The organism is Mitsuokella sp. AF33-22 (genome assembly GCF_003475755.1).
GTDB lineage: Bacteria > Bacillota > Negativicutes > Selenomonadales > Selenomonadaceae > Mitsuokella.
Genome location: NZ_QRQA01000016.1, coordinates 17128 through 30580, shown reverse-complemented (window position 1 = coordinate 30580; position 13453 = coordinate 17128). Strand labels below are relative to the sequence as shown.

Annotated in this window: 11 protein-coding genes; 1 reads left to right on the top strand and 10 read right to left on the bottom strand. The window is 58.1% G+C overall.

Translation table 11 applies throughout. The annotated features are described in order from the left end of the window. Positions 1-61: 61 nt before the first annotated feature. The 4 genes from DWZ54_RS10255 to DWZ54_RS10240 all read right to left on the bottom strand — a co-directional run bounded on the left by DWZ54_RS10255 (position 62) and on the right by DWZ54_RS10240 (position 4889). The gene (locus DWZ54_RS10255; protein WP_118476085.1) at positions 62-931 is read right to left on the bottom strand and encodes a hypothetical protein; all 870 of its coding nucleotides are present in this window, start codon (positions 929-931) and stop codon (positions 62-64) included. A 30-nt stretch (positions 932-961) separates the two neighbouring features. Continuing rightward, complete coding sequence (locus tag DWZ54_RS10250) at positions 962-2644, bottom strand: phospho-sugar mutase (protein ID WP_118476083.1); 1683 nt, start codon at positions 2642-2644, stop codon at positions 962-964. Between the two features lie 137 nt (positions 2645-2781). Beyond that, the gene (locus tag DWZ54_RS10245) at positions 2782-4134 is read right to left on the bottom strand and encodes an MATE family efflux transporter (protein ID WP_118476081.1); all 1353 of its coding nucleotides are present in this window, start codon (positions 4132-4134) and stop codon (positions 2782-2784) included. Further along, positions 4131-4889: a YdcF family protein gene (locus tag DWZ54_RS10240; RefSeq protein ID WP_118476079.1), complete on the bottom strand. Its 759-nt coding sequence runs from the start codon at positions 4887-4889 to the stop codon at positions 4131-4133. Before DWZ54_RS10240 ends, DWZ54_RS10245 begins: the two co-directional genes overlap by 4 nt. A 144-nt stretch (positions 4890-5033) precedes the next feature. On the opposite strand from DWZ54_RS10240, the gene DWZ54_RS10235 reads away from it, so the two are divergent. Then, positions 5034-5369, top strand: a complete 336-nt coding sequence (locus DWZ54_RS10235) for a cupin domain-containing protein (protein WP_118476077.1) — start codon at positions 5034-5036, stop codon at positions 5367-5369. Positions 5370-5623: 254 nt separating this feature from the next. Here DWZ54_RS10235 and sstT read toward each other — a convergent pair whose 3' ends face one another. The 6 genes from sstT to DWZ54_RS10205 all read right to left on the bottom strand — a co-directional run bounded on the left by sstT (position 5624) and on the right by DWZ54_RS10205 (position 13441). Then, positions 5624-6874 (bottom strand): serine/threonine transporter SstT, encoded by a 1251-nt coding sequence (gene sstT, locus DWZ54_RS10230; protein ID WP_118476075.1) that lies wholly within the window; start codon positions 6872-6874, stop codon positions 5624-5626. A 186-nt stretch (positions 6875-7060) separates the two neighbouring features. Next, complete coding sequence (gene rfbD / locus DWZ54_RS10225; RefSeq protein WP_118476073.1) at positions 7061-7918, bottom strand: dTDP-4-dehydrorhamnose reductase; 858 nt, start codon at positions 7916-7918, stop codon at positions 7061-7063. 99 nt (positions 7919-8017) lie between these two features. Beyond that, positions 8018-9382, bottom strand: a complete 1365-nt coding sequence (gene purB / locus DWZ54_RS10220; RefSeq protein WP_158573651.1) for an adenylosuccinate lyase — start codon at positions 9380-9382, stop codon at positions 8018-8020. Between the two features lie 5 nt (positions 9383-9387). Further along, entirely contained in the window at positions 9388-10692 is a 1305-nt protein-coding gene (locus DWZ54_RS10215; RefSeq protein ID WP_199663348.1) for an amidohydrolase, read from the bottom strand. 24 nt (positions 10693-10716) lie between these two features. Next, positions 10717-11937: a M20/M25/M40 family metallo-hydrolase gene (locus DWZ54_RS10210; protein ID WP_158573650.1), complete on the bottom strand. Its 1221-nt coding sequence runs from the start codon at positions 11935-11937 to the stop codon at positions 10717-10719. 58 nt (positions 11938-11995) lie between these two features. Continuing rightward, positions 11996-13441 (bottom strand): M20 family metallopeptidase, encoded by a 1446-nt coding sequence (locus tag DWZ54_RS10205; protein ID WP_118476065.1) that lies wholly within the window; start codon positions 13439-13441, stop codon positions 11996-11998. Between the last annotated feature and the right edge of the window lie 12 nt (positions 13442-13453).

Genomic DNA, 13453 nt, shown 5'->3' with positions numbered 1-13453 from the left:
GAAGCCGGGTGCTTCCAAACGGCCATATGAGTCATGTATATTACCATACGGCCCTATTATATCATGCATTTGTCTCACTGTGAACTCCGAACTGCGAACATCGTTCCATCACGCGCAGCCAGGCAAGCATGCTGCTGCCGCCGTCTTCGCCGCTGCCGCTTTCAAGGCAGTTCCCGCGTTCATCAAACAGAATGCAGCGGCTGAAATCACAGTTCCAGGCGGCACCGAGGTCTGCCTCGTTTTCGAGGATGGCTTTGGCCGTGGCCTCGCGATTTCCCGGCAGCAGCGGGTCGGGCTCGCCATTCGGGAAATTGCCGTCAGGAATGTTGTTGACCTTGACGATGTCAAAGGGCAGCTTCTTCTCGATGGCATTGATGACAGGCCCCGCCGCCCCGTTGCCGGTATTGGCGACGACCCGGAACGGCTTGAGCCTGTCGAGATCGATATGGGAGAGAATATCGGCGATGTAATCCTCGGTGATATCCTCCTTCTCCACCTGGCCTGCCCTCACGGCAGCCGGTGCAGATTCCGCGGCCAGGACAAGCGCTTCGAGGTCCTTGAGGCCCGTATCTCCCGTAAGCAGGCACGCATCCCGGCGCATGAGCGTCATGCCGTTATACGCCTTCGCATCGCTGCCAGCCGTGAGCATGATGCCGCCGTCCAGCTGATACGCCCTGACGGCAAACGCAATCATCTCCGTACCGCAGAGATCGATATCCAGTACATCGCAATCTGCCTCAGTCAGTCCCCTGACGAGTGCTGCCTGCAGGGACGGGCCTGAGAGGCGGATATCGTGACCGACCGCGACCTTCCGGGCTCCTGCTAGCCCTGGAAACGCGCGGCCGACACGATAGGCCAGCTCCTCATTGACAACATCCGGATAGAGTCCCCGGATGCCACAAACACCAAATCCCTTTGCCGATACATTCATCCCATACACTTCAGTCTTGCTTTTGTTTCGTTAAGCCAGCAGCGGCTTTACGGCTTCCGCCAGCTTGTCTTTCTCAGCCTTGGCCTCTGCGAGGTCCTTGCCGAGCGTCGTGAAATACGTCTTGATTTTCGGCTCCGTGCCGGACGGGCGCACGACAACCGTCGAGCCATCGTCGAGACGATACGTCAGGACATTGGCTTTCGGCAGGCCCGTCTTCTCCGGCTCGGCATAGTCGATGACCTCCGTCACTTTCTTGCCGGCGAACTCCGTCGGCGGCTGCTGACGCAGGTGCTCCATGATGCCCTTCATCTTGTCCATGCCCGAAAGGCCCGGGAACGAGAAGGAATCCACTTTGTTGTAATAACGTCCGTACTGCTGATAGATCTCCTCGAGACGCTGCTTGATGGAAGAGCCGATGGAACGGTAATATGCCGCCATCTCACAGATCAACATCGAGGAAACGACAGCATCCTTGTCGCGGACGTACGGGCCGGCGAGGTAGCCGTAGCTTTCCTCGAAGCCGAAGATAAAGCGTTCCGTCTGGCCGGCAGCCTCAAGGCCTGCGATCTGATCGCCAATCCACTTGAAGCCCGTCAGCACATGGCGCAGTTCCACGCCGTAATGCTCCGCCACCTTATCGGCCAGCGGCGTCGAGACGATGGACATGACGGCCACCGGATCCTTCGGCATCGTGTCCTTCTCAATGCGGCCCTGGCAGATGTAGTCGAGCAGCAGCACGCCCATCTCATTGCCCGAAACGAGCTCATAGGAGCCGTCGGCGCACTTCATCGCGATGCCCACGCGGTCAGCATCGGGGTCCGTTGCCAGCATGAGATCTGCGCCCTCTTTCTTCGCAAGTTCGAGGCCCTTGGCCAGCGCATCGAAGATCTCCGGGTTCGGATAGCTGCAAGTCGTGAAATAGCCGTTCGGATACTCCTGCTCCGGCACAATCGTGATGTCCGTGATGCCGATATCCTTGAGCACGCGTGTAACCGGCACGAGGCCCGTGCCGTTGAGCGGGGAATACACGAGCTTGAGGCCGGCCGATTTTGCCAGGCCCGGGCGGACCTGACGTGCTTCGATGGCTGCATAGAATGCATCCTTGCAGTCCTCACCGACAAACTGGATGAGGCCCTTCTCGACGCCTTCCGCAAAGCTTATGTGCTTGGCTCCCGTCAGTACATCCGTCTTCTGGATGGACGCGTAGACCACGGCAGCTGCATCGTCCGTCATCTGGCAGCCGTCCGGGCCGTATGCCTTGTAGCCATTGTACTGTGCGGGGTTGTGTGATGCCGTGATCATGATGCCCGCGTTGCAGTGATAGTAGCGCGTGGCAAAACTCAGCGCCGGAACCGGCATGAGCTCCTCGTACAGGCGCACATGGATGCCATTGGCAGCGAGAACGCCCGCGGCCTCGCGCGCAAAATTCCAGCCCTTGAGGCGGCTGTCGTAGCTGATGGCCACCGTCTGCGTGCCGCCCTGCGTCTTGACCCAGTCAGCAACACCCTGCGTCGCCTGACGGACGACCCAGATGTTCATGCGGTTCGTGCCGGCGCCCAGCACACCGCGCAGTCCGGCCGTACCGAACTCAAGTGCTACAGCGAAGCGGTCCTTGATGGCCTCGTCGTCCCCTGCGATGTCGCGCAGCTCCTTGTTCAGATCAAAATCCTGGAGGTCCGCAGCAGCCCAGCGTTTATACTCGTCTTGATACATCGATGATCCACCCCTTCATAAAATATCATGCCCTGATGTCGCTCGATACACCGGCATCATCGGCATGGATTCCCAGTGATTGGTTCGTTGTATCCTGTTTTCGACAACAAAGCCCCCGAATCCTGCCGGGGGCTTTGTTATTCTAAGGAATCTGCTGTATATTTTTCCCGAAGGCTGCGCCGCGTCCAGAAAAACGCGATGGCCAGGGGAACACATGAGCCAATCCAGGCCATGGGATTGGCCAGGCAGGCGCCGAGATAACCGAGCCAGCCGCAGAGGAAGAGTGCTGCGGCTGTGCGCATCAGGAGCTCCATGATGCCCGCAATCGTCGGCACGATGCTCTGACCAAGTCCCTGCAGCGTATAGCGGAAGATGAAGAGAAACGAGAGAATCCAGTAACAGGAACCGTTGACGATGAGATACTGCTCGCCGTAGGTGACGACCTCTTCCTGACCGCTTCCCACGAAGAGATGCATGATGTCCGTGCCGAAATAAATCAGGGAGATGCCGGCGATGATGCTGAACGTCACGGACATCGCCGAGCATTTCCAGACCCCCTCCTCGATGCGATGGAACTTCCGCGCGCCGTAGTTCTGTGCCGTATAGGCCGCCATGGCCAGACCGAACGACATCATCGGCATCATCGCGATGGACTCGACCTTCTGCGCGGCCGCATAAGCGGCGACGGCCAGAGGACCGAGACCGTTGAGCGCCACCTGCAGGATGACCGCACCGATAGCGATGATGGAAGACTGGAAGCCCATGGGCAGGGCAATGCGCAAATGCTCCCAGAAAATCGCGCGCGAGAGGTGCCAGTCCTCACGGCGGATGTGCAGCGCCGGCACCTTCTTCCAGATGTAGAGCAGGCAGAGCAGATTGCCGCAGACCTGTGAGGCCAGCGTCGCCAGCGCCGCGCCGGGGATGCCCCAGCCCAGCACGAGGATGGCCAGCGGCTCAAAGATGATGTTGAGCGTCAGCCCCGCAGCCAGGAGAATCGTCGGCGTCGTGCTGTCGCCGAGTGCCCGGATGAGATTCGTCTGCGTCTGAAACAGCACAAAGAACAGGATGCCGCCATAGATGATGCTGATGAAGGAATACGCCCCCGCCAGGATCTCCGCCGGCGTCTGCATCCAGACGAGCAGCTGGTGGCAGAGAAGCGAGCCCACAATCGTCAGGATGACCGACATCAGCAGGGCCAGGATGGCACAGGCCGCCGCACTCTGGCGCACGCCCGCTTCATCCCGGGCGCCGAAGCGCTGCCCCGTATAGATGCTGAGGCCCGTCGTGAAGCCGATGACAAAGCCCAGCATCAAAAACATCAGCGAGCCCGTACAGCCGACGGCGGCCAGCGCATTGACACCGAGGAAGCGGCCGACGATCAGCGTATCAATGAAGGCATAGAGCTGCTGGAAGATATTGCCGGCGATGAGCGGCATCGTGAAGAAAAAAATCAGCTTCGCAGGGCCTCCCTGCGTGAGATTCTTGGTCATTCGATATACCTCGTCACAAAGGTCCGCAAGGTTTCCTGCAGGACCGTCACATTATCGAGCAGGGACTCCGTCTGCGGCCTCAGTTTCGTATAGTGGAAAACGGGATGGTGCGAAACCATGTAATCCGTCGGGAACGGTTCTACCTCGATGCCCTGCTTGGCAAAGTTCAGCACCGAGCGCTTCATATGGAAGGCACTCGTCACAAGAATCGGGTGCGAAAGCCCCTGCTCCCGCAGAATCTCCGCCGAGAAACGGGCATTCTGGCTCGTATTGATGCTCTTCGTCTCCGTGAGAATCTTATCCTCCGGTACGCCGAGGCTCATGAGCACGCGCTTGGCAATCTTCGCCTCCGCCCCCGTATCCTCATAGACCTGCCCGCCGGAAAGCAGGATCGGCACATCGAGGCGGCGCTGCAGGCGCACGGCCGTCAGCAGGCGGCTTGCGGGACTCGCGCAGAGCGTGCCCGTACCGTCGACATCCGGCGTATCGTCATAGGCGCCGCCGCCGAGCATGATGATGACATCGCCCTGCGGATCAGCCGGCGGCTCATAGGCAGATTCCAGCCACCCCATCGTGCGCTCCGCCACCATTCCCGTGCAGAGCAGGTAAAACGCAAACGTCAGGCCCAGCAGGATACCCGCTGCTTTCTTTTCGCCACGCTCCTTGAACAGCCACCAGGACAAGGCAAAAAGCGACAGGATGAAGATTCCCGGCGGCAGGATCCAGCTGGCGCCGAACTTCAAGAGATAGACCATGTGCATATCCTCCAAAAAAATAAAGCGCAAATTCCATCTTTTTAGAGGAATCCCCGCATTTTTCTCGAAACTAATGATTGTATATTTATTGTAGCAAACTTGCCCTCCTGCGGCAAGGCATCTATCTCAAAAGGAGCGTTTATCATGGCATTTATTGAACCAGTTCCAGGCCAGGCACAGAAAGGCCTCGGCACCATCACGATCGTCAAGCTGCTGACGCCGGCTGAACTCGACGGCAAATGCGATATGTATGCAAAAGTCATCGTACCGCCGCTCTGCGGCATCGCCGTCCACAAGCACGAGGGCAACACCGAAACGTATCACATCCTCTCGGGTAAAGCCCTCTACAACGACAACGGCCAGGAATCCGTCATCGAAGCCGGCATGACGACGTTCTGCCCCAACGGCGAAACGCACGGCATCCAGAATATCTCCAAAACCGAGGATCTCGTCTTCATGGCTCTGATCATTCGCAAATAAGCCTTTCCAATGATGGCCTCCGGGCCATCTTTTTGTGTCTGAAACATCGATGGAAATAGGCACGCAACACGGTACGAGGATGCGAACGAACCAGAGCGGAGGGGTGTATGGCGCCCGCAGGAGCGCAGCGCTTTCCCTTCATAATGTAAGCATTCATCACGAAATAACCATAATAAACCCCGCCGCAGCCAAGTGACTCTCACCTGACTGCGGCGGGGTTCGTTCATCTTATATGCTCTTGTAAATCAAGAATCTCAGTTGCTGTGCGGAACCATATCCTCATCATGCAGTGTGCCTTCCTTCGCGCGCTGGGCAAACTCAGCCGTAGCCGTGAACAGCACATCCGTCGAGCTGTTGAGTGCCGTCTCGCAGGCATCCTGGATGACGCCGATGATGAAGCCGACGCCGACAACCTGCATGGCGATATCGTTGCCGATACCAAACGAAGCGCAGGCAACCGGGATCAGCAGCAGCGAACCACCGGCCACGCCCGATGCGCCGCAGGCGCCAATCGTCGAGACAATGCAGAGCAGGAGTGCCGTCGGCAGATCAACCGCAATGCCGAGTGTATGCGCAGCAGCCAGAGACAGGACGGCAATCGTGATGGCCGCACCGCTCATGTTGATCGTTGCGCCCAGCGGGATTGAGATGGAATACGTATCTTCATCGAGTCCCAGGCGCTCGCAGAGCGAAAGATTGACCGGGATATTGGCAGCCGAGCTGCGCGTGAAGAACGCATAAAGGCCGCTTTCCTTCAACGTCGTCCAGACCAGCGGATACGGATTGCGATGGATATGCAGATAAACAATCAGCGGATTCATGATGAGGGCCACGGAGAAGAACGCAGCGAGCAGCACACCGAGGATCTGAATGTAGCCGACCAGCGCGCCGAGGCCGCTCGTGCCGATGGCATTGGCCACGAGGCCCATGATGCCGAACGGAGCAAAGCGGATGACCCACTGGACAATCTTCGTGACCGTCTTGGCAAAATCATTGAGCATGGCTTTCGTCGAATCACCGGCCGAATGCAGCGCGATGCCGGCGAGGCAGGCCCAACCGAGGATACCGATGTAGTTGGCCGTAGCAAGAGCATGAATCGGATTATCCACGACCGACAGGATGAGGTTGTGCAGGACCTCGATGATGCCGGACGGCGGAGCCAGCTGCGCATCCGTCACCTGCAGGTGCAGCGTCGTCGGGAAGGCAAACGAATAGGCAACGGCGACGAGCGAAGCACAGAATGTCGCCACGATGTAAAGCCTTACGATTGGCTTCATGGACGCACTTGCATCCGAATTCTTCTGTGCCAGCGCATTCATGACCAGCACGAAGACGAGCACCGGCGCGATGCCCTTGAGGGCACGGACAAAGAGATCGCCGAGCACGGCGACAGCCGGCACAGCCGCCGGTGCGGCTATGGCAATGATGATACCGAGCACGAGGCCCAGCGCGATGAGCTTGATGAGCGCCGTCTCGCGGTATTTCTTTCCGATTCTATGAAACATATGAATCCCCCTAGAAAAATAAAATCGTTTCTCTCAAGAATACATATGTTAGTATATACTAAACATTACGGGGATGCAAGACCTTTTTATCTTTTTGTATCCATCAGATGTACTATGTACATGCAGAAAAGAAAACAGCGCGTACATTTGCTTGTTTGTACGCGCTGAATGGGCATTGTCGATATATCATGGTTTTTTTATGGTATCAAGCTCGATGAGATAACGCCCGACTGCATCCTGCCAGCGGGGCAGCCGCAGGAATCCTGCTTCATCAAGCGAACGCTTGCTCAGACGGGAATTTTTTGGCCGCACGGCCTTCGTCGGATAAGCCGAGGAAGACACCGGCTTGACACTCGTCCCGCACCCTGCCTGGCGGAAGATCTCGGCCGCAAACTCCGCCCACGAACAAAATCCTTCATTGGTTGCATGATAAACGCCATACGCATCCGTCTGGATCATATCCGCCAGCAGCACCGCCAGATCGCGCGTGTATGTCGGCGAACCGATCTGATCATCGACGACTGTAAGCACATCATGCGTTTCGCTGAGCTGCAGCATCGTGCGGATGAAATTCCTGCCATTGAGGCCAAAGACCCACGAGATGCGCACGATGAAATACGCATCGAGCAGTTCCTGCACGGCCTGTTCGCCGGCCAGCTTGGACCGGCCGTACACATTCTGCGGTCCCTTCTCATCATTGACTTCATAAGGCTTCTCCCCATCGCCCGGAAAAACGTAATCGGTGCTGATGTAGAGCAGCTTTGCCCCAAGCTCTCGGCAGCTCTCGGCCAGCGCACGCGTGCCGCCGGCATTGACCGCCATGCAGCGTGCTTCTTCCTCTTCTGCGCGGTCGACAGCCGTATAGGCGGCGCAGTGGATGACGGCATCCGGCCGATATGACAGCATGAAGCGGCGAACCGCGTCCGGCTCCGTTAAAGGAAAGTCCCTGCTCGAAACGCCGCGCACCTCGATGCCGCGGTCCTCCAGTTCCTTGACACAGTCATGTCCCAGCTGCCCTGTGACGCCTGTGACCAAAATCTTCATCCTCATTTCCCCTTCCCTCGAATATTCTCTTTCTATGATATTCGTTTCAAACGGCCATCTTCCTGCCGCCAGGGGAAATTTCCGTCATACATGCGGGGATCAGCGAGACTTCGAAGAGGAAAAATACGCATCCTTCTGCTGCTTCAGCCGCTCGGCAAAGAGAGGAGCCAGCCCGATATAACGCTCGGGCTTCATGATTGCATCAATGTCATCAGCCGAGAGATACGGCTGAACGCGCGGGTCCTGCTTCAGGAGATCTCCCAGATTGCTCTCTTCCTGAAAAGCCTTCATGGAGAGTTCATGGACAATCGCATGAGCCGTCTGACGTCCCACACTCCTGCCGAGATGCATCATGATGGCTTCCGAGAAGATCAAGCCATGCAGGCAGCCGAGGTTGCGCTGCATATGTGCGGGGTAAACCGTCAGATGTTCCACAAGGCCAATTGCCCGCTCGACAGAAGCGTGAACGAGAGAACAGATCTGCGTGAAGAGCGGGATTTCCGCCGAGGCCCCGCGCGGGTCACGTTCATGCTCAAGCTCCAGGCAGTCCATCAGCGTGGCTGCGCAGCCGCGGGCCAGCCGTGCATTCGTGGAGAGCTCCATGGCGCGGAAGGGATTGCGTTTGTGCGGCATCGTGGAAGAACCGACACTGCCTTTTCCCTGCGCTTCCTCCACCTCGCCGATCTCCGATTTCTGCAGGGCATAGATTTCCGTACCCATCTTGCCCATGGTCGCTGCCATGAGGGCCAGATCATTCATGAGCTCCGCATAATGGTGGCGGGAAACCGACCAGGCGATGGGCGGTACGGACAGGCCGAGTTTCTGCAGGAAGCGTTCCTGTACCGCAAGGCCCTGGGTGCCAAAGGAAGCCATCGTCCCGACAGCACCGGCCAGCTGGCCGCGGAAGGCGCGCCGGCTGCACTCATGGAGCCGGTCGATATTCTCGCGGATCTCAAAGCCCCAGACGGCTATTTTATAACCAAAGGTAATGGGCAGTGCCTGCTGACCGTTCGTGCGGCCAACCATGACAAGATCCTTGTAACGATAGGCAGCATCAGCCGTCACTTCATAGAGGCGCTCAAAGCGCTTCATCAGGAGTGTAAAGGCTTCTTTAAGCTGCAGCGTCGTCCCCGTATCGAGGATATCCTGCGTCGTGGCGCCCCAGTGCACGTATTCGCCGGCCTGATCCTGACAGATTTTCTTGTATGCATGGACGACAGGTACAAACGGATGGCCCGTGCGCACGAAATCCGCCTGGAGTGCCTCAAAGTCGATCAAATCCACGTTGGAGCAGCGCATGATCTCATCAGCCATCGCCCGCGGGATGATGCCAAGTTCCGCTTCAGCATCAGCCAGCGCCGCCTCGCAGTCCATCTGTTTCTGAATGCGGTTCCGGTCGCCAAAGATGCGCTTCATTTCCGGCGTGGTGAAATACATATCCTGCAGGAGCATGGAGTCTGCCATGTTCATCATCCCTTCACCAGTTCACAGGCCACAGTGGACAGCAGCTGTGCTTCGAGGACCAGAGCCCGTTCGTCAAAATCAAAATAGTTGTTGTGATTGACAGCCGCGAGAGAACCGCCGATGATCAGGTATGCCGCCTGGCCGCCATGCTTCTGCACGCGTTCCATGAAATAGGAGCAATCTTCACTGCCACCAATATCATGGACCTCCTCCAGACGGTTGAAGATACCAAGACGCTCAGCCGTCTTCCTGACATGCGCAGAGAGTTCCGGCGAGTTGTTGCCGCTGGCGGCACCGCCTGTCTGGATGAACTGTACCTTGACATCGTACATCATGGCCGCGCCCTTGAGAATCTCCTCCGCACGCTTCTGGACAAAATCATTGACCTCCGTCGTCGCGCCGCGCGTCTCGACCTCCATATGCGCATGTGCCGGAATGACATTGCGTCCGGTACCGGCATTCAGCACGCCGACATTGATGCGCGTCACGCCCTTGCTGTGGCGCGTGATGCCCTGGATATTGATGGCTGCATTGGCTGCAGCGAGCAAAGCATTCTTGCCGCACTCCGGCATGCCGCCGGCATGTGCCGGCACGCCCGTAAAATCCGCATCGAATTTTGTTGTGGCGAGGAAGCCCCGGACATCGTAGCCGAGGAAACCGACCGGCGGCATCATGAGATGTGCACCGAGCAGGTAATCCGCATCATCGACAACGCCTTTGGCTGCCATGGCCCGTGCGCCGCGCACACCTTCTTCCGCCGGCTGGAAGATGAATTTGACGGTTCCCGTCAGTTCATCCTTTAGGCCTGCAAGGATCTTGGCAACAGCCAGTCCCGCCGTCGTATGACCATCATGGCCGCAGGCATGCATGCAGCCCGGATGCAGGCTGAAAAAACCTTCTCGATAGGGACGATGTTTTTCGTCTTTTGCTTCCTCGACCTCGTTGCAGTCCATGTCAAAGCGCAGCGCGACAGTCTTGCCGGGGCGGCCCGTGCGCAGTATGCCGACGACGCCGGTCCGGCCACCGGCCATGGCAGCCACGAGCTTCTCATCCGCGCCTTCTTTCACAGCCCGTTCCATGCAGGCATCCATCACATCTTTGTCTGGCAGGCCCATCTGCTGGCTGCCATCGATGACCTCCCGGCCGAAATGAACCTCATAGCCAAGAGACTCAAGTTCCTGAATGACCATGCTGGCCGTCCGGAACTCGGTCCAGCCCGCTTCGGGGTGACGGTGCAGATCCCGGCGGCGCTTGACCATTTCCGGATACAAATGCTCCGCCATATCCTTGACTTTCTGATCAATATCCATATATATCCTCTTTTCCTTTTCCTATCATCGCTTTGACAGCTGCGCGGGTGCAACATCCTGCAGGCCTGCCATCAGGAGCAGCATCAAAAGATCTTTCTGCGGTCCGAGCCAGGCCTTCGTCGGATCAAACCATTCTCCTGTCGTATGCACGCCGCCTTCCCTGCCGCCACGGCCCACGCTGAGCGCGGGAATGCCGAGCGAAATGGGGATATTGGCATCGGTGCTCGTCTCATCCCGCAGCTCCGGCTCGATGCCCAGCGCCCGGCAAGCCGTCTGCGCAATGCGCACGATCTGGCAGTCATCGGCCTGCGTACCAGCCGGGCGGGAACCGACCTGCTGGATTTCTGCCGCTACCGCGCCCTGCTGTGTGCCGCGGCGGTTCTCAGCCGCCACAGCCGCCTTGATGGCTGCCTCGGCTTCCCCTTCCAGCCGTGCCAGCTCTTTCGGACTGTCCGAGCGGATATCCAGCAGGAAGCTGCTCTCGGCCGCAATCGTGTTGACCGAGGTCCCGCCCTTTACGACGCCTACATTAAATGTCGTCTTCGGCGCATCGGGCACCTGAAAATCCGCGATGCGCGCAATGGCACGTCCCATGGCATGGATGGCGCTCGGACGGCCGAAATCCGCAAAGCTGTGTCCGCCGGGTCCACGGAACGTCACGCGGTAACGGGAACTGCCCGTTGCGCGATGCACGATGCCGCCCAGCGTCGGCGTATCCAGAGAGACAAAGGCGGCAATGTCATTGGGCTGCCGGAAGATATGCTTGACGCCGCGCAGGTCCCCGAGGCCTTCTTCCCCGACATTGGCGCAGAAGACAATATCCCCTGCAAATACCAGTCCCGAGGCCTTGATGGCGCGAATCATGGTCAGAAGGTCCGCGAGACCATGTGTATCATCGTTGATGCCCGGGGCATACCAGATGCCATCCTTTTTCTGCGGGGCAAGCGGCGTATCGAGCGGAAAGACCGTATCCGTGTGAGCTGCCATCATGATCTTTGGGCCATCGCCCGCTCCCGGCAGCGTGCCGAATACATTGTCCACCTCATCCATATGGACGTCCTGCAGCCCTAACGCCGCAAATTTATCGCGCATGGCTTCCGCCTTTTGACGCTCGTGATTGGAAAACGCCGGGATCTGCACGAGTTCCAGCAGATCCTTCATCATCTGGTCCTGATCTTCCTGCAGATAAACCAGCGCCTTCCGGACGCGCTTGTCCTGCATGATTGCTTTCATGATTTCTTCCATATTCTGCTGCCTCCCATTCCAGCATGACAGAATCATCCTGCCCTGTCTTCGGCTGCCATCAGCGATGCGGTGCCGGCTTGACTTCTGGGGGAATCGGGCAGACATATTCCCTGCCCTGCATGCGTTCCTTGAATTCATCGCGGATGCCCTTGACGAGTTCCGGCTCCTGCATCAGGCGCACGGCTGTAAGCGCCATGGTCTTGCCGGCCAGCAGCAGGCCCTTATGCGCAAGCGGCGATTTACCCTGGGCGACCTGCTGCCAGGAATGATTCGGCGTATTGTTGGCATAGCAGTTGGTCAGGACCTGTACGACCGGCACGTTCCAACTGACATCACCCACATCGGTGCTGGCGGCAATCGGCGTTTCCGTCGGCGTATAGGGATAAACCGTATCCATGATCAGCTTGCCTTCAATGAGCTTGCCAAGCTCTTTGCCCTTGATCGGGCCATAAATCATATCGAGGATATCCTGGCTGTACGTGCGGTCGCTGCCCACAAGCGAATCCTCAATCTTCTGGGCGAAAGCCAGATCCTCTTCGGTGATGGGCTCAGGGCCGTATTCCATCATGCAGTCATGGGCAAGCTTCTCGAGATGGCGGTTCGGGATGATATTGGAGCTGCCGCGGTCAAAGACGACTTCCAGCTGCGTCTCCGTCATGAGCGCCGCGCCCTGAGCGATCTTGACGACGCGCTTGTAGATATCATTGGCCTGAGGCAGCTGCGGCGTGCGAATCTGATAGAGCACGGCAGCTTCCGACTGAACAACATTCGGCGATGAACCGCCGCTGTTGGTGATGGCATAGTGGATACGTGCTTCCTGGATGACATGCTCGCGCAGGAAATTGGCACCGACATTCATGAGCTCGACGGCATCGAGCGCACTGCGGCCGAGGTGCGGGCAGGCACCGGCATGCGCGCTCTTGCCGTGGAACTTGAAGCAGACCTGCAGCGTCGCCAGGAAGTTGTAGCCCGTAATGCTGTTCTCGTAGCTCGGATGACAAGTAAGGGCCACATCGACATCGCGGAACAGCCCGGCCCGAGCCATATACGCCTTGCCGGAACCGCTCTCCTCGCCCGGGCAGCCGTAGTAGCGGACCGTCCCTGGGATGCCATGCGCCTTGAGGTAATCCTTGACGGCAACGGCAGCCGCCAGCGCCGATGCACCGAGGATATTGTGGCCGCAGCCATGGCCTTTGCCGCCCTCTGTCACGGGTTTCGGCTCGGCCACACCAGCCTGCTGACTCAGGCCGTAAAGGGCATCGTATTCACCGAGGATGCCGATGACCGGTTTCCCCTGGCCGTATTCGCCGATAAAAGCCGTCTTCATATCAGCCAGGTCTTTCTTGACGGTAAACCCTTCCTTTTCCAGAGCGGCTTCGATGCATGCCGCCGACTGGAACTCCTCAAAGCGGGTTTCAGCATACCCCCAGATCTTATCACTGACCGCAAAAAACTCGTCTTTCTTCTGTTCGACAAGCTGCTTGATTTCATCGCGTAATTCCATGATATACGCCTG